This is a genomic window from Mesorhizobium sp. M1027, from assembly GCF_040318745.1.
Taxonomy (GTDB): Bacteria; Pseudomonadota; Alphaproteobacteria; order Rhizobiales; family Rhizobiaceae; genus Mesorhizobium.
Genome location: NZ_JAMYMW010000021.1, coordinates 1 through 16,746, shown reverse-complemented (window position 1 = coordinate 16,746; position 16,746 = coordinate 1). Strand labels below are relative to the sequence as shown.

Annotated in this window: 18 protein-coding genes; 9 read left to right on the top strand and 9 right to left on the bottom strand. The window is 63.6% G+C overall.

Annotation, left to right across the window (positions count from 1 at the left end):
* Window positions 1-173: 173 nt before the first annotated feature.
* From mocR to NKH50_RS28220, 4 genes are all read right to left on the bottom strand, one after another.
* Complete coding sequence (gene mocR / locus NKH50_RS28235; protein ID WP_352882444.1) at window positions 174-1,640, bottom strand: rhizopine catabolism transcriptional regulator MocR; 1,467 nt, start codon at window positions 1,638-1,640, stop codon at window positions 174-176.
* 4 nt (window positions 1,641-1,644) lie between these two features.
* The gene (locus tag NKH50_RS28230; protein ID WP_352882442.1) at window positions 1,645-1,851 is read right to left on the bottom strand and encodes a LacI family DNA-binding transcriptional regulator; all 207 of its coding nucleotides are present in this window, start codon (window positions 1,849-1,851) and stop codon (window positions 1,645-1,647) included.
* Window positions 1,852-2,052: 201 nt separating this feature from the next.
* Window positions 2,053-2,964, bottom strand: a complete 912-nt coding sequence (gene iolE, locus NKH50_RS28225; protein ID WP_352882440.1) for a myo-inosose-2 dehydratase — start codon at window positions 2,962-2,964, stop codon at window positions 2,053-2,055.
* Between the two features lie 118 nt (window positions 2,965-3,082).
* Window positions 3,083-3,370, bottom strand: coding sequence for a DUF3175 domain-containing protein (locus NKH50_RS28220; RefSeq protein ID WP_254819078.1), 288 nt, complete (start codon window positions 3,368-3,370; stop codon window positions 3,083-3,085).
* Window positions 3,371-3,546: 176 nt separating this feature from the next.
* On the opposite strand from NKH50_RS28220, the gene NKH50_RS28215 reads away from it, so the two are divergent.
* The 7 genes from NKH50_RS28215 (at window position 3,547) to NKH50_RS28185 (ending at window position 11,533) form a co-directional block, all read left to right on the top strand.
* On the top strand, window positions 3,547-4,779 hold the full coding sequence (locus NKH50_RS28215) for an MFS transporter (protein ID WP_352882438.1): 1,233 nt from the start codon (window positions 3,547-3,549) through the stop codon (window positions 4,777-4,779).
* Window positions 4,780-4,950: 171 nt separating this feature from the next.
* Window positions 4,951-5,979 carry an HTH-type transcriptional regulator GntR gene (gene gntR, locus NKH50_RS28210; protein WP_352882435.1) on the top strand — a complete coding sequence of 343 codons (1,029 nt, stop codon included), beginning with the start codon at window positions 4,951-4,953 and terminating at the stop codon, window positions 5,977-5,979.
* Window positions 5,980-6,275: 296 nt separating this feature from the next.
* Window positions 6,276-7,400, top strand: coding sequence for a sugar ABC transporter substrate-binding protein (locus NKH50_RS28205; protein WP_352473506.1), 1,125 nt, complete (start codon window positions 6,276-6,278; stop codon window positions 7,398-7,400).
* Window positions 7,401-7,480: 80 nt separating this feature from the next.
* Window positions 7,481-9,022: a sugar ABC transporter ATP-binding protein gene (locus NKH50_RS28200; protein WP_352705128.1), complete on the top strand. Its 1,542-nt coding sequence runs from the start codon at window positions 7,481-7,483 to the stop codon at window positions 9,020-9,022.
* Window positions 9,019-9,999, top strand: coding sequence for an ABC transporter permease (locus NKH50_RS28195; RefSeq protein WP_352882433.1), 981 nt, complete (start codon window positions 9,019-9,021; stop codon window positions 9,997-9,999). Before NKH50_RS28200 ends, NKH50_RS28195 begins: the two co-directional genes overlap by 4 nt.
* Window positions 9,996-10,982 carry an ABC transporter permease gene (locus tag NKH50_RS28190; protein WP_352705124.1) on the top strand — a complete coding sequence of 329 codons (987 nt, stop codon included), beginning with the start codon at window positions 9,996-9,998 and terminating at the stop codon, window positions 10,980-10,982. Before NKH50_RS28195 ends, NKH50_RS28190 begins: the two co-directional genes overlap by 4 nt.
* Window positions 10,983-10,987: 5 nt before the next feature.
* Window positions 10,988-11,533, top strand: a complete 546-nt coding sequence (locus NKH50_RS28185) for a gluconokinase (RefSeq protein ID WP_352705122.1) — start codon at window positions 10,988-10,990, stop codon at window positions 11,531-11,533.
* On the opposite strand, the gene NKH50_RS28180 is transcribed toward NKH50_RS28185, so the two are convergent.
* Entirely contained in the window at window positions 11,530-11,979 is a 450-nt protein-coding gene (locus NKH50_RS28180) for an RrF2 family transcriptional regulator (RefSeq protein ID WP_006202816.1), read from the bottom strand. The genes NKH50_RS28185 and NKH50_RS28180 overlap by 4 nt on opposite strands.
* A gap of 243 nt (window positions 11,980-12,222) precedes the next feature.
* Complete coding sequence (locus NKH50_RS28175) at window positions 12,223-13,209, bottom strand: sulfate ABC transporter substrate-binding protein (RefSeq protein ID WP_352882431.1); 987 nt, start codon at window positions 13,207-13,209, stop codon at window positions 12,223-12,225.
* A 283-nt stretch (window positions 13,210-13,492) separates the two neighbouring features.
* Between NKH50_RS28175 and NKH50_RS28170 the strand changes: the two genes are divergently transcribed.
* Window positions 13,493-13,765 carry an antitoxin gene (locus NKH50_RS28170; protein WP_254819069.1) on the top strand — a complete coding sequence of 91 codons (273 nt, stop codon included), beginning with the start codon at window positions 13,493-13,495 and terminating at the stop codon, window positions 13,763-13,765.
* Entirely contained in the window at window positions 13,765-14,163 is a 399-nt protein-coding gene (locus NKH50_RS28165) for a type II toxin-antitoxin system VapC family toxin (protein WP_352882429.1), read from the top strand. Before NKH50_RS28170 ends, NKH50_RS28165 begins: the two co-directional genes overlap by 1 nt.
* 14 nt (window positions 14,164-14,177) lie before the next feature.
* Here NKH50_RS28165 and NKH50_RS28160 read toward each other — a convergent pair whose 3' ends face one another.
* From NKH50_RS28160 to cysT, 3 genes are all read right to left on the bottom strand, one after another.
* Window positions 14,178-15,218 carry a sulfate/molybdate ABC transporter ATP-binding protein gene (locus NKH50_RS28160; RefSeq protein WP_254819067.1) on the bottom strand — a complete coding sequence of 347 codons (1,041 nt, stop codon included), beginning with the start codon at window positions 15,216-15,218 and terminating at the stop codon, window positions 14,178-14,180.
* A gap of 73 nt (window positions 15,219-15,291) precedes the next feature.
* Window positions 15,292-16,176, bottom strand: a complete 885-nt coding sequence (gene cysW / locus NKH50_RS28155; protein WP_254819066.1) for a sulfate ABC transporter permease subunit CysW — start codon at window positions 16,174-16,176, stop codon at window positions 15,292-15,294.
* The coding region (gene cysT / locus NKH50_RS28150) for a sulfate ABC transporter permease subunit CysT (protein WP_352882426.1) at window positions 16,169-16,746 on the bottom strand (578 nt) is incomplete at its 5' end. The genes cysW and cysT, both read right to left, overlap by 8 nt.

The window sequence follows — 16,746 nt, the reverse complement described above, 5'->3', positions numbered from 1 at the left end:
CAGATGAAAGCGCCGCCGGGCCATAGCGGCGGTGGCATGCTTCAGGTTTTCGGGGAGTTCGGCCTTGTGAGTGGCTCCTTGCGCGAACGCGGCGAAGGACCAGGACCGATGCCGCATTTCTAATCGCCTCGGGCGACTGTTGCAACCGCGGTGAACGAGATGACGCGCTTGCCCTAGCTTCTGTCCAACCTTAGGAATGCGGCGCGCAGCGCCAGCACGGCGCGCAGGATCTGGCGTTCGTCCATCGCCGCATAGCCGAGCAGCAGGCCGTGCTCGGGTTCAGTGGAATGATAGTTGATGGAGATGCCCTGGACGTCGAGCCCCTCCTTGAGGGCGGCGGTAACCACGTCATTGTCCTTGTAGGGCCTGACGAAGCTCGCCAGCAGCTGCATGCCGGAATCGTTTTCCGTGACGGTCAGCCATTCGGCCAGATGCTCCTGGCACAGCTTGACGAAGTTCGCCTGCCGACGCGCGTAGAGCCGGCGCATGCGCTTGAGGTGTGTGGCGAAATAGCCCTGCGTGATGAAGTCGTTGACCGTTGCCTGCAGGATCAGTGGCGCGAACTGGCCGGTGATGCTCACTGCCCGATCGAACGGCACCGACAGTTCGCGCGGCACGATCAGATAGCCGATGCGCAGCGCCGGGATCAGCGTCTTGCCGAAGCTGCCGATGTAGACGACGCGGTCGGCGTGGTCGAGACCGCGCAGGGCCGGCACCGGCCGGCCGCGGAACCGGTATTCGCCGTCATAGTCATCCTCGACTATCCAGGCGCGGTTGCGCTCGGCGATGTCGAGCAGTTGCAGGCGCTCCTCGATGCGCATGATGGTGCCGAACGGCCATTGGCAGGATGGCGTCACATAGATCAGCCGCGGCGGCGGCAGCTCCGGATCGGCAAGATGCCAGCCGCGCCGGTCGACCTTCAATGGTGCTAATTTGGCGCCGCTGGCGAGAAAGGCGCTCTTGGCGCCGAGATAGCCGGGCTCTTCCATCCAGACATGGTCGCCTTCGTCCATCAGCACGCGCGAGACGAGATCGAGCGCTGCCTGCGCACCGGTGACGATGATCACCTGGTCGGCGGTGCAGCTGATGCCGCGCGACAGGCCGATGGTCGAGGCAATGGCCTGACGCAGGCCGGGGTGGCCGGCAAAGGACAGATAACCAAGCAGGCTCTCGTCGCGGCTGCGTGCGTTGCGCACCAGGAGGCTTGACCAGATGGTAAACGGAAACGATGCCGTTTCAGGCACGCCGGGATGGAAATTGATGACGCCGGCATTGCGCGGCGGTTGCGGGCCGTTGACGATGGTCTGGCCACGCCGCGACAGCTTTTGCGGCGCTGGCAATCCGGCGCGCAGGGATGCCAAGGGGCGGTTCTGCTGGATCGGCGCCACCCAGGTGCCCGATCCGGCACGCGCCTCGATAAAACCTTCGGCAAGGAGCTGGTCATAGGCGGCGATGACCGTGTTGCGCCCGACCTTCAGATCTTCGGCCAGCGAGCGCGTCGACGGCAGCAGCGTGTTCTGCGGGATCTGGCCGTCAAGGATGAAGCGTCGCAACGCGCCGTAGATCTGACGATGCATCGGTTCTTCCGAAGCGCGGTCGACCGACATGATGTCGAGGGAAAGGCGCATGTGGTCGGCCACGGCACTATCCCCCGACGGACCGGGCAGCGCGGACGATCTTTTCCTCGTTGAGCCGGCAGACGGTATCAAGCACCAGTCGCCTGGTTTCGGGGTGGACCTCGCGGCTGTTCTTCAGCGCGCGATGCACGGTGGCGGCGCCAAGTTCCGCCTTCTCGGCAATCTCCCGGAAGGTGCAAAGCCGTTCCATGCCAAGCGCAGCTTCGAAAGCCATGTCGCTCCTCCTCGGTTGCATCAAGGCACGGCCTCCGGCCGGCCTCAAGCTTGAAAGTCGGGGTTTGAAATCCAGAGCGGGGATTTCTGCGATCCGCGCCGCACAGGGAGCAAGGCGGCGCGGATCGCCGGGCGCTTTCGCGTCGCTAACCCCATCGAGGCGCGCGCCCATTATGTTCCTCCGGCTCGCAATGCGGTCCGGTCAGTCTGCCTGCCGCGTCGCCACTTCGAAGCCGGCTTCGCGGGCGGTGGCGAGCAGCGAGACATAGCCTTTGCTGGCATAGGTCAGCGGGTGCGCCTTGGCCGGATCCTGCTCGGCTTCGACAACGATCCAACCTTCATAGCCGCGCGCGGCGAGGGGTTTCAGCAATGACAGGAAATCGACCGAGCCGTCGCCGGGCACGGTAAAAATGCCGTCCATTACCGCCGCCATGAAGCTCATGTCCTCGCGGCGTGCCCGTTCCAGCACCGCCCTGCGAACGTCCTTGCAATGGAAATGCACGATACGGTCGAGATGCCGTTGCAGCAGCGATTGCGGGTCGCCGCCCGAAAACAGGCAGTGGCCGGTATCGAACAAAAGGCCGACGCTTCGGCCCGTCGCCGTCATCAGCCTGTCGACTTCATCGTCCGTCTCGACAATGGTGCCCATGTGGTGGTGGAAGGCCATGCCGACCCCGAATGCGGCCATGCGGTCGGCGAGGGCGGTAAGTTTCTCGCCATAGGACGGCCAGTCGCTGTCGGCGAGGCGCGGACGCTCGGAGATCGGTGCGAAAATACCGTCATGGCGACCACGCGAGGTGTCGGCATAGACGACGATCCTGGCGCCGAGATCGCGCAGCAGCTTCAGATGCGGAGTGATCGCCGCGAATTCCTCGTCGACCGTGCGGTCGAGAATGCGGCCATCATACCAGCCGGAGACGAGTTCCAAGCCATAGGAAGACAGGAGCGGCCCAAGCACTTCGGCCTGGCGCGGAAATTTGCCGCCGAGCTCGGTGCCGCGGTAGCCGGCCTGCGCCGTTTCCGACAGGCAGGTGTCCAGGGGCGTATTCCCGCCAAGCGCCGGAACGTCGTCATTGCTCCAGGTGATGGGATTGATGCCGATCGTGACCGTCATGGCGCCAGACTTTTGCAGGCTTGGGACTACAAGCCGAGCCTGCAGACTGGCGGCAATGAGGACCCGTCACTAGGTCCAGTTCGGCCGAATTTGGCAGAACCAATCGATGTGAGCGATTCTAGTCTTCCTTTGGGCGGCCAAAAAGGACGCGCAGTTCATCTTTAGCGTCCTCCAGCACTTTCTTCTGCGCCGCCGGCAGGTTCTTGCCGGCGCGGTTGATGTAAAAATTCAGCATCGACATGGCCGATTGAAACGGCCCTGCCTTGCGTCGGTCGCTGCGCTCGGCCGACCGCTTCAGCGAGGCGGCGATCTTCCTTGGATCGTGCGATTCGAAGATGTGTTCCTCGAGGTCCAGCGCGTCGCTATGCTCGGTGACGTCGGCGGACCATTTCCGTTGCGCGGTCATGGCAAACTCCTTCAACTAGGTCGTTGCCGGGAAAACGCCCCATGGTGGGCCACTGTTCCACTTCGGCCCGAAATCCCTGGAGCCACGGATTTGCCCATCGTGGCGCTGCTCGGCGACGCGAATGCGCCGATAGTGGTCTGAACCGCCGATTCAAGAACTGCGGACAGGAAACGCTCTTGACCCCAATCGTCTCAAGCCAGGCAGAAAGTTCCGGCATCGACAGTGCCTATGCCTGGATACGGCTGGGCATCTCGATGCTGCTGGCAACGATCGGCGGGGTCGGCATGTGGGCTGTGGTCGTGGTGCTGCCCGCCGTGCAGGCAGAATTCGGCGTCGGTCGCGCCGCTGCCTCGATGCCCTACACGGCGACGATGGTAGGCTTTGCCGCCGGCAATGTGCTGGTCGGCCGCGCCATCGACCGCATGGGGTATTGGGTGCCGGCGCTGATTGCCGCGATTACACTTGGCGCCGGTTTCCTGCTGGCGTCGCTGACCAGTTCGATCCTGCAGTTCACCCTCGTCCAGGGCGTGTTGATCGGCGTCGGCTCGTCGGCAATCTTCGGGCCGCTGATTGCCGACATCTCGCACTGGTTCAACCGGCGCCGCGGCGTTGCGGTGACTGCTGCCGCGTCCGGCAACTATCTCGCCGGAGCGATCTGGCCGACGGCGATGCCCTATGTCATGCAGGCGCAAGGCTGGCGCTTCACCTATGCCGCGATCGGCGCCGTCTGCCTGGTTACCATGGTGCCGCTGATCCTGCTGCTCCGGCGCGGCGCACCGCCCCAGGCGGCTCCGGGATCGCCGGGGAGCCGCGTGGTGCAGCCGATCTCACTGTCGCCGGCGGCCTTGCAGGCATTGCTCATCGTCGCCGGGCTCGGCTGCTGCGTGGCGATGTCGATGCCGCAAGTCCATATCGTCGCCTATTGCATGGACCTCGGCTACGGCGTGGCACATGGCGCCGATATGCTGTCGATCATGCTGGCGGCGGGCGTCGTCAGCCGGCTAGGCTCGGGCTTCCTTGCCGATCGCATCGGTGGCGTGAAAACCCTGCTGATCGGCTCGGTGCTGCAATGCCTGTCGCTGTTGTTCTATATCCCGTTCGACGGGCTTGCCTCGCTCTATGTCGTCTCGCTGGTCTTCGGCCTGTCGCAGGGCGGCATCGTGCCCTGTTATGCGATCATCGTGCGCGAATATATGCCAGCCAAAGAGGCTGGCCAGCGCGTCGGCATCGTCATGATGGCGACCATTTTCGGCATGGCGATCGGCGGCTGGATGTCGGGCTGGATCTACGATTTGACCGGTTCCTATGCCGCCGCGTTCCTCAACGGCATTGCCTGGAACCTGCTGAACATTTTGGCCATGGCGCTGCTGCTGTGGAAGGCCCGGCGCAGCGCTGCTGTGACGGCCTGAAGCACAGCGGTACGGGTACAGCCTCTCCGTCCGTCGCTTGACAATAGCCGAAGGCTGCGCGACGCCAGACAGGTGTGGCAACGGGCCAGGTTGGCAGGCAGCAGTGGCAAAGACGCTGAACATCGTCTCACGGTCGCATCTGGGCGGTTGCCCGGCCTCGGGACCAATGCGGTGATCAAGCCGCGCTCGCGCCGCGGCGGCGGCCGCCCGACCATCGCCGACGTCGCGCGCAAGGCCGGGGTCGGCGCCATTACCGTATCGCGCGCCTTGCGTGAGCCGGGGCGTGTCTCGGAAGATCTGCGCCGCCAGATCGAGTCCGCCGTGAATGAGCTCGGCTATGTGCCCGACCCGAATGCGCGGGCGCTGGCTTCGGCGCGCGCCGAGGTCTTTGGCGTTCTGGTGCCGTCGCTTACCAACAACGTCTTTGCCGAAGTGGTTCGCGGCATCTACGACAGCCTGTCGGACGGCCCTTTCCGGATCCAGCTTGGCAACACTCACTATTCCGGCCTCGAGGAAGAGCGGCTGCTGCAGGTGTTTGGCCCGCAACGCCCGGCGGCGCTGATCGTGGCCGGCATCGACCAGACGCCGGCATCGCGAAAATTGCTGGAAACGGCAGGCTGTCCGGTGGTGCAGGTGATGGAGACCGGGCCCGATCCGGTCGACATGATGGTCGGTTTCTCACATTTCGAGGGCGGCAAGGCGGCAGCCGAACATCTGATCGAGGCAGGCTATCGGCGGATTGGCTTCATCGGGGCGCGCATGGATCCGCGTTCGCAGCGGCGCTTGGCCGGCTATCGCGCGGCGATGGAGGCGGCCGGCCTGTTCGATGCGCGGCTAACCACCACCACGCCGGTGCCCTCCAGCGTCACCGTCGGCCGAGAATTGTTCCGCGACGCGCTGGCCAAGGTGCCGAGCCTCGACGGCGTGTTCTGCAACAATGACGACATAGCCCTCGGGGTGCTGTTCGAATGCCATCGGGCTTCGATCGCCGTGCCGAAGACGATCGGCATCGTCGGCTTCAACGATCTCGACATGATGGAAGTGGCGTTTCCGTCGGTCACCAGCGTTCGGACCTATCGTTACGAGATCGGCCGGCGGGCTGTCGCCATGGCGCTTGCGGCGATCGAGGGCAACAGGCCGGAGTCGCGCGTTGTCGATCTCGGCTTCGAACTCAAGCGACGTGAGAGCACGGCGCGCTGAACCGAGCTTCAACGCAATGGTGCTTTACACTACGTCATGGTAGCGCTACCAGTTACCGCCGGTTGGTACATCGCTCAGAAGATGGGAGGCTGTTTATTATACATAAGCGACAGCTCATGCTTGTTTATTATGTATAATATGATAGTTTTTGCGGGACTAGCCGGGCAGCAAAGGAGGGGATCGGGTCGGCATTCGGCCACCTGAACGCGCGACGGGTACGGCGGGAGGTGCCGGGCCGGAAAAGCGCAAATTCATCGGCGTAACAACAAACAAAACTGCAACTGGGAGGAATATCGATGATCAAGTCACTCGTTGGCGGTATCGTTGCCGCCACTGCTTTCGTCATGCTGAGCTCGTCGGCGATCGCCGATCCTGAAATCGTCAAGGGGCCATCGGCCGAGCCTGACTGCTTCGCGCCCTGGTCGGCCGATACGCAGTTCTTCAAGTTCCCCAAGAAAGACGGCCCGTACCGCATCGCTCTGGCCAACGGCTATATCGCCAACACATGGCGCATCCAGATGGTGCAGACGGCAAAGGCCTATGCAGCGCAGCCGGACGTCGCGGCCAAGCTCAAGGAATTCAAGGTGGTCTCGACCGGCGAAGACGTGCCGGCGCAGATTTCGGCGATCAACAATTTCATCGATTCCGGCTATGACGCGATTGTCGTCAACGCCCAGAACCCGACCGCATTCGGTCCTGTCATCAAACGGGCCAAGGAAGCCGGCGTGGTGCTGGTCGCCTTCGACAACATCCTCGACACCAAGGATGCCATCAACGTCAATGTCGACCAGAAAGGCCTTGGCGAATTGTGGGGCAACTGGCTGGTCAAGCACGTGCCGAACGGCGGCAAGGTGCTGGAAGTGCGCGGCGTCGCCGGCACATCCGTCGATACCGACCGCCATAACGGCATCCACGAGGTTCTCGACGCTTCCGGCAAGAAATGGGATGTCACCGAGGTCGTCGGCAAGTGGGATGACGGCGTTGCGCAAAAGGCTACGGCCGATGCCATTGCCACCAACGGCCCCTTCGACGGCATTACCGGACAGGGCGGCGATACCGGCATCGTGCAGGCGATGATCGATGCCAAGCATCCGTTCGTGCCGTTCGGTGGCGAGACGGAGAACGGCTTCCGCAAATTCTGCGCCAAGTTCGCCGCTGACGGCCTGAAATGCTCGTCGGCCGGCACCGGCCCGGCGCAGGTCGCGGTTGCCATCAAGACGGCGATTGCAGCACTTGAAGGCCAGGTCGTGCCGCAAGCGGTCAAGCTGCCGCTGGCGATCGTCGAGGATCCGAACTTCAAGGCAGGCCAGGACTACTTCCCCGACCAATCCGACAATTTCTTCGTCGGCAATTCCTTCCCGACCTGCGGCATCAATTTCACGGCGCAGGAAATCATGGGCCAGAGCAAGGAAAACCAGTAAACTCCGACAGCCCGACGCCGCGGGAGATCCCGCGGCGTCGGCGGTCGACATCCTGATTGCCAAGCGCCTGGGGAGGGCCGATGGACGGTGCGGTTCCGCTCTTCCGCATGGAAGGCATATCCAAGCGCTATGGCGGCGTGAGGGCGCTGGAGAAGGCCGAACTGTCGGTCACTCCAGGCAGCATCCACGCCATTCTCGGCGAGAACGGCGCCGGCAAATCGACGCTGATCAAGGTCATGGCGGGGGTCGTTGCGCCCGACGAGGGCCGGATGATGCTGGACGGAAGCGAAGTTACCTTCGCTTCGCCGGCCGCCGCCAACCAGGCCGGCATCGTCTGCATCTTCCAGGAGCTGTCGCTCGTCCCCGAACTCAGCGTTGCCGACAACATCGTCATTTCCGATCCGCCGAAGCGTTTCGGCATGATCGACCGCAAGGCGCAGCGCCGCATCGCCGAAGAAGCCCTTGCTCGCGCCGGCGCCTCCGATATCCATCCGCTGGCGCTGGTCAAGGATCTTCCTCTTTCGAGACGGCAGATGGTCGAGATCGCCAAGGCACTGGCGCGCAAGCCACGCATCCTGATCCTGGACGAGGCGACCTCGGCGCTGACCGCGGCTGACGTCGCCAGGGTTTTTGCCGTGTTGAAGCGGCTGCGTTCGGAAGGGCTGGCGCTGCTCTATATATCGCACCGCATGAACGAGATCGCCGAGCTGGCCGACCAGTGCACGGTGTTCCGCAATGGCCGCAATGTCGCCAGCTACGCGGCCGGTACAAAAAGCGACAACGAGGTCGTCGAGCTGATGATCGGGCGCGAATATAGCCACATCTTTCCGCCCAAGCCCGCGCGGGCGGCTGCCGCAGCCGCGCCGGTTCTCGAGGCGCGCAGCCTGTCCTGGACGGATCGGCTGCACGATGTCTCGCTATCGGTCGGGGCGGGCGAGGTGGTCGGGCTTGGCGGCCTCGACGGCCAGGGCCAGCGCGAATTGCTGCTCGCCTTCTTCGGTGTGCTGCGTGGCCTGTCGGGCCAGATCCTGATCGACGGCAGGCCGGTGGCGATCGCCAGCCCGGCCGCGGCGCGCGATGACCGGATCGGCATGGCGTTGATCCCGGAGGACCGCAAGACCGAAGGCTTGATGCTGCCGATGACGGTGCGCGAAAACCTCTCCTTTGCCGCCCTCGATCGGCTGTCCAGGGCCGGCATCATCGATCGCGCCGCCGAGCAGCGGCTGATCGACGACATGGTCGGTCTTCTGGCGATCAAAACCGCCGGCCTCGACATTCCGGTCGGCGCGCTATCCGGTGGCAACCAGCAGAAGGTCGTCATCGCCAAATGGCTGATGCGGCAGCCGCGCATCATCCTGCTTAACGACCCGACGCGCGGCATCGACGTCGGCACCAAGCAGGAGCTTTACCAGTTGATGCGCAAGCTTGCCGACCAGGGCGCGGCGATCCTGTTCTATTCGACCGACTATGACGAGCTGATCGGCTGCTGCGACCGGGTGCTGGTGCTCTATGACGGCGCGGTCAAGCGCGAACTGGTCGGCGCCGAAATCACCGAGCGGGCGCTGATCGCCAGCGCGCTCAACATTCACGAAGAGATGCCAAAGCAAGGAGCGGACGCGTGAAGGATTGGCGCTACTGGCTTGCCGAACAGCGCGGAACGCTGCTGGCGTTCGGCATCTTCGTCGTCATGTTCGTCATCTACACCTCGAACCATCCGGCGGGCTTCACCGCCAACGTCGTACAGACGGCCTCGAACAAGGGCGTGCTGCTCGCCTTCGTCGCCATGGCGCAGACGCTGGTGGTGATCACCGCCGGCATCGATCTTTCGGTCGGCATGATCTTCACGCTGACCAACTGCCTGGCCTCGTGGCTGGTCGTCGGCACCGGCATCGAGACCGTTTTCGGCGTCCTCGCCGTGCTCGGCACCGGGCTGCTGTGCGGGGCAATCAACGGTGCGATCGTCATCTATGGACGCCTGCAGCCGATCGTCGCCACCATCGCCACGGGCGCGGTCTATTTCGGCATCGCGCTGCTGCTTCGGCCGTTTCCCGGCGGCTCGGTCAATGAAGGGCTCGCCGATGCGCTGACCGGGCGCCTGTTTGGTTTTGTGCCGGCGAGCCTGGTGACGCTGCTGGCGGTCGTGCTCGTGGTCTGGGTGCCGTTCAGCCGGTCGGTGCTAGGCCGCGCCGCTTATGCAGCCGGCTCCTCGGAGATGGCGGCCTACATGTCCGGCGTGCCGATCCGGCGTGGAAAGTTCGCCGCCTATGCGCTTGCCGGTCTGCTTGCCGCGATCGGCGGGCTGTTCCTGACGTTCTTCACCTATACCGGTGATGCGGCCTATGCCAGCGGCAACGCCTATACGCTGTTTTCGATTGCCGCGGTCGTGCTTGGCGGCGTGTCGCTGTTCGGCGGCAAGGGCAGCGCCATCGGCGCGATCTTCGGCGCGCTTGCCTTCCGCACCATCGGCGACCTGCTGTTCGTCTTCGATTTCGATCCGCTCTGGCAGCCCCTGTTCCAGGGCGTCATTCTGCTGATCGCGGTCAGCCTCGGCGCGTTCGCCCTGTTTCGGGTCCGCAACCGGCTGGAGTGGTTCCTGTGAGCGAAACGACTGTGAGTGGTCTCGCCGGCCGCATGCCGAAATTCCTCCGCCGCGCCGACCCGGCGGTGCTGACGGCGTTCGCCTGTATCGTGCTGCTGCTGTTCCTCGGCAGCCTCTATTCGCGCAGCTTCCTGTCGCCTGAATACCTTTTGCAGCAGCTCAAGGTGGCGTCGTTTCTCGGCGTCATCGCGACCGGCATGATGCTGGTCATCCTGCTCGGCCAGATCGACCTGTCGGTGCCCTGGTCGGTGGCGGCCGGCGCCATGATGGCCTGCGCCGCGGCCGCATACGGTACCGTCGGCGTGGCGCTTGCCATTCCGTTCGGCATCTTCTGCGGTGTTCTGATCGGCATCGTCAACGGCATCGGCGTCGCCTATCTGCGCATTCCCTCGATGATCATCACGCTTGCCACCAACGCCGTCGCGCAGGGGCTGATGGTGGTCTACACGGGCGGTTTCTCGCCGCAGGATTCGGCGACCGGTGCGATGCGCTATCTGGCGACCGGCTTTGCCGTTCCTGCCGTGCCTAACGCAGTTCTCATATGGGCGCTGATCGGCGCCGCAATGGTGTTCGTGCTGAGCCGCACCGGCTTCGGCCGCACCGTTTACGGCATCGGCAATCGCGAGCGTGCCGCCTATCTTTCCGGCATCGATACAAGGCGCGTGGTGATGATCGCCTTTGCGGTTTCGGGCGGGCTCTCCGCCTTCGGCGGCGTGCTGTTGGCCGGCTATGCCTCCAAGGCGGCACAGTCGATGGGCGATGCCTATCTGCTGCCGTCGATCGCCGCGGTGGTGCTCGGCGGCACCTCGATCCTCGGCGGGCGCGGCTCCTATCTCGGCACCGTCGCCGGGGTAATCCTGATCACCCTCTTGCAGTCCATTCTCTCTGTCATGCAGATGCCGGAGGCGGGACGGCAGATCATCTACGGCGTCGTCATCGTCGCCATGCTGCTGCTCTATGGCCGCGCGCCGGCAAGCCGCTGACCTGCATGACCGGTAAAGACGTGGCATATAAGCCGGCGAGCACTGTTCGAACGATACCCGTCATCGTGGTGATGGGCGTTGCCGGCTGCGGCAAGTCGGTTGTCGGCGAAGCGCTTGCAGCGGCATTGGGCGCCGTCTTTATCGAAGGCGACAGGCTGCATCCGCCCGAAAACGTCGCGCGCATGGCGAGCGGGCAGCCGCTTACCGACGCGCTGCGCGAGGGCTGGCTCGACGCGATCGGCCAGCGGATGGCCGCGTCGGTCGCAAGCGGGCAAGGTGTGGTCGCCGCCTGCTCGGCGCTGAAGCGCAGTTATCGTGATCGCCTGCGCGGCTTTTGCCCGGATATCGTTTTCGTTTACCTGGAGATCGACCCGGCAACGGCAAAACAGCGCGTCGGCAATCGCAAGGGTCATTTCATGCCGGCAAGCCTGGTCGACAGCCAGTTCACCACGCTCGAGGCGCCAGCGGCGGACGAGGCGGCGATAACCTTGGATGGCACGCGTCCGGTCGCCGACACCGTCGCGACTGCCTTGAGCCTGCTCGCGCGCTAGATTTGCGACGTCAGTTCGACTGGGAAATCGTCATTGTCGGCGTCGCGCATGGCCGCGAGGCTGCGGTTGTCCAGCACCTCGGCGATCGCCTGCCGGACCTCCAGCATCATGTGCCGAACCTGGCAGGTCGCCTCGTCGCAATCCTCGCAGCGCTGGTATTGCGTGCGACTGGCGCAGGGGATCGGCGCCAGCGGCCCGTCGAGGACACGCACGACATGGCCGATCTTGATCTCGGAAGCCGGCCGGGCAAGGCGGTAACCGCCTTCCTTGCCCTTGCGGCTCTGGACGAAGCCGGCGTTGCGCAACTCGCCCAGGATGGCATCGAGGAATTTCTTCGGGATGTTATTGGCGACCGCGATGTCATTGACGAATGCGAGCTGGCCGACCGGCAGGCCCGACAGATGCACGAGGGCCTTGAGGCCGTATTTGCCTTTTTTGGTAAGCATGCCCGAACCAACCCATAAAGCCCCAACCACCCGCATCTGGCGGCTGTTTGTGTGCAAATAATGACAGTTTGGCCGTGCGATGCCGTTCGCAGACAGGCCGCCCGACGACATATTGCGCGCAAACGCGTTGATTCTTCGTAACGTTTTGGCGGGCGGGCGGTCCGGAACGTGCGGAAGCTGCAATTTCGGCGGGCAAAATGAAGGAAAAGCCGGCAAGGGCCGGCTTTCAATAAGTTGGCGACCTCAGCGGCTGCCGTAGGTCTGGTCGAGCAGGCCGCCCGCTGCAAAATGCTCGGCCTGGACCTTGGCCCAGCCGCCGAAGACCTCCTCCACCGTCAGCAGCCGGACGTCGGGAAACTCAGCCTTGTATTTGGCGGCGACCGCCGGGTCGCGGGCCCGCAGGCCGTTGCGGGCGGCGATGTCCTGGCCCTCCGGCGTATAGAGGAAGTCGAGATAAGTCTTGGCAAGATCGCGCGTGCCATGCGCGTCTGCGACCGTGTCGACGATCGCCACCGGAAATTCCGCCAACAGGCTGACCGAAGGCGTCACCTGCTCGAACTTCTCCTCGCCATACTCCCTGCGGACGCCGCGCGTTTCCGACTCGAAGGTGATCAGCACGTCGCCGATTTCGCGCTGCACGAAGGTGGTGGTCGCGGCGCGTCCGCCGCTGTCGAAGATCGGCACGTTGTTGAACAGCTTCGTCACAAACTCCTTCACCTTGGCATCGTCGCCCTTGAAGGCTTCCTTGGCGTAGGCGGTGGCCGCGAGATAGGTGTAGCGCGCATTGCCCGATGTTTTCGGATTAGGGAAGATCACCTGGACGTCGTCACGCACGAGGTCGTTCCAATCCTTGATGTGCTTCGGATTGCCGGCGCGCACCAGGAAGGAGGGCAGCGAATAGAAAGGCGAGGCGTTGTCCGGAAAGTCCTTCTGCCAGTCGGCGGAGATGAGGCCCTTCTTGACCAGGAAGTCGATGTCGATGACCTGGTTGAACGTGACCACGTCGGCGCCGAGGCCTTCGGCGATGGCGCGTGCTTGTGCCGAGGTTCCGGCATGCGACTGATCGATGGTAACGCCAGGATGGCCGGCGACGAACGCCTTGTTGACCTGCGCAAACAGTTCGCGACCGACATCGTAAGAGGCGTTCAGCAATCTGTCGGCCGACCAGGCTTGGGAGGATGCGAGGACCAGGCCGGCCAATGTGGCGACGCCAAGCAAAAATCGCTTCATGAAAACAGGGCTCCAATGCGGTACGCTTATTGCCGGACCATAGCGGCAAGGCCTCGTGCGCGACGAGGCACGCAGAGCGGCCCCTCGACGTTATCGCGAGAAAAAGTAGTCCCGCTGTGGGCGATTTCTAGTTTTTTCTTTCAAGCAGAGTCTCAGGACAGCTTGGCAGGGTGCCGATCCCGTCGGCGTGTACGATGGTTCCCGGCCGGCCAACGCGGTGCAATGCGATTGCATCGCCGCGCTGTCTGGCATATACAAATAGTATATACAAGGAGCTGTTGTCATGCCTCAACACCGCCATTCAACAACCCCGCCGAAAGAGGCAAAGCTGTTTCGTAACAATCGCAGCCAGGCGGTTCGCATTCCTGTCGAGTTCGAACTTCCCGGCGAAAAGGTCTTGATCAGCCGTGAAGGCGACCGCCTGATCATCGAGCCGGTCCGCAAGCCTGGCCTCACCGCACTGCTCGCGCAATGGGCGAAAGAGCCACCGCCCGGTGTCGAGGAAGACTTTCCCGATGTCGAGGATATGCCTGTCAAATCCGAGGAATTTTTTTGATGCGGTTCATGCTGGACACGAACATTGTCAGCGACATGATCCGAAATCCGGCCGGGAAAGCCGCAAGCGCTGTCCTGCGCGTGGGAGACGCCGCCGTGTGTACCAGCATCGTGGTCGCGTCGGAACTGCGATATGGCTGCGTCAGGAACAGATCGGCCAAACTGCACAAGAAGGTCGAGGAATTGCTGGCTGAGATTCCCGTCTTGCCGCTCGATGTGCCAGTGGATGCCGAGTACGGCGCGATTCGCGCAGAACTGGAAGGCAGGGGCCAGACCATCGGCCAAAACGACCTTTTTATTGCTGCTCACGCCCGTGCGCTGGGAACTACCCTGGTGACGGCCAATACCGGGGCGTTCAACCGGATCAAAGGCCTGAAGGTCGAGAACTGGCTGGCGTAGCGCCTGATAAAAGATCAAGCAGCCGGAAAAAGCTTCCAGCGCCGCGGTCTGAAAGCTACCCGGCTTTTCTGCGCCGCCGGATGGTCGACGGGCAATTCGATCTCGACCCGCTGGCGCTCGCCGCCGATTTCGAGTTCTACCCTTCGGGTGCCGGCGACGCGGCGGCTGGCGGCGACCGTGCCGGCGATGCATCCGTTGCATTCTTCCACCAGATCGACGTCGTGCGGGCGGAAGAACAGCGTCGCTTCGCCTTGCGGTGCGTGCGGCGCGGAGAGCCCGATCGGCCGGTCGGCGATCCAGACCTGGCCGTCCTCGACCTTGACCGGGATCGAGCTCGATTCGCCGATGAAGCCGTAGACGAACGGCGAGTTCGGCGTGTCGTAGATCTCGTCGGCGGTGCCGACCTGCTCGATGCGGCCCTGGCTCATCACCACGACGCGGTCGGCAAGCTCCAGCGCCTCTTCCTGGTCATGCGTGACGAAGACCGTCGTGTGGCCGGTGGCGTCGTGGATGTCGCGCAGCCAGCGGCGCAGTTCGCGGCGCACCTGGGCATCGAGCGCGCCGAACGGCTCGTCGAGCAAAAGCACGGCAGGTTCGATCGCCATGGCGCGGGCCAACGCCACGCGCTGGCGCTGGCCGCCCGAAAGCTGCGCCGGATAGCGCTTTTCCAGACCGGAGAGCTGAACGAGGTTGAGAAGTTCCGAGGCGCGGCGGCGGATTTCCTTCGCCGACGGGCGCGACGGCCCGTGCCGGACCTTGAGTCCGAAGCCGATATTGTCGGCGACCGTCATATGGCGAAACAGCGCGTAGTGCTGGAAGACGAAGCCGACATTGCGCTCCTGGATCGACTTTTGCGAGGCATCCTCTTCGCCGAAGAAGATCTTTCCGCGGGTCGGCCGCTCCAATCCGGCAATCAGCCTGAGCAGCGTCGTCTTGCCGGAACCGGACGGTCCCAGCAGAGCGATCAGTTCTCCCGACTTGATGTCGAGCGAAACGTCGCGGAGGGCCGGAAACCGCTCAAACTCCTTGCGCACGTTGGCAACGCGAACTTCCATGCAAATCCCTTTTGTAGTTGATGCATGTCGTTATCCCAAAACCGGTTCCCACTTTTGGGCGACATGCATTTTGTCAGTGTCCGCGCGTCGCGGCGATCTCGGCGCCGTAGCGCATCTCGAGAAGTGTTTTCAAGACCAGCGTGACGAGCGCCAGGCCGGCAAGCAGCGAAGCGACGGCAAAGGCGGCGGCGGCATTGTACTCGTTATAAAGGATTTCGACATGCAGCGGCATGGTGTTGGTCAATCCGCGTATGTGGCCGGACACCACCGAGACCGCGCCGAACTCGCCCATGGCGCGGGCATTGCACAGCAGCACGCCGTAGAGCAATCCCCACTTGACGTTGGGCAACGTCACGTACCAGAACGCCTGCCAGCCATTGGCCCCGAGCGACAGGGCCGCCTCCTCGTCGCCATTGCCCTGCTCCTGCATCAGCGGGATCAACTCGCGGGCGACGAAGGGGAAGGTGACGAAGATCGTGGCCAGCACGATGCCCGGCACCGCAAACAGAATGACGATGCCATGCGCCTTGAGCCAGGCGCCGAGCAGGCCTTGCGCGCCGAACAAGAGCACGTAGACAAGCCCCGAAATGACCGGCGAGACGGAAAAGGGCAGGTCGATCAGCGTGGTCAGGAACGCCTTGCCCTTGAACTCGAACTTGGCGATCGCCCAGGCGGCGGAAATGCCGAAGACGATGTTGAGCGGCACCGAGATCGCCGCGACGAGAAGCGTCAGGCGGATCGCCGAGCGCGTATCCGGTTCGCCTAGCGCCTGTGTGTAGGCCTCGATGCCCTTGGCGAAAGCTTCCTTGAAGACGATGATCAGCGGCAAGAGCAGGAAGATGGCAAGAAACGCAAACGTTACGGCCATCAGCACGGTTCTCGCCGTGCGGCTTTCGGTCACCGCCGGCGACTGGCTTTCATGGTGCGGCGCGTAGGATTTGATCTCCGGGTCAGCCATAGCGCTTGCGGCTCCAGGTCTGCACCAGGTTGATGACCAGCAGCATGACGAATGACAGCACCAGCATGATCGCCGCGATCGCGGTCGCCGCCGCGTAATTATATTCCTCCAGCCGGATGACGATCAGAAGCGGTGCGATTTCGGATTTATAGGGCAGATTGCCGGCGATGAAGATGACGGAACCGTACTCGCCGACGCCGCGCGCGAAGGCCAGCGCGAAACCGGTGACGATGGCCGGCGCCAGTCCGGGAAGCAGAACGCGGCTGATGATCTGGAAGCGATTGGCGCCGAGCGTGGCGGCCACTTCCTCTACCTCCTTGTCGATCTCCTCCATGATCGGCTGCACGGTTCGTACGACAAAGGGCAGGCCGATGAAGATCAGCGCAATTACGATGCCAAGCGGCGTGTAGGCGACCTTGATGCCGAGCGGTGTCAGAAGGCTTCCGATCCAGCCGTTCGGTGCGTAGAGCGTGGTCAGCGCAATGCCGGCGACCGCTGTCGGCAGCGCGAAGGGCAGGTCGACCATGGCATCGACGATGCGGCGGCCGGGAAAGCTGTAGCGCACCAGTA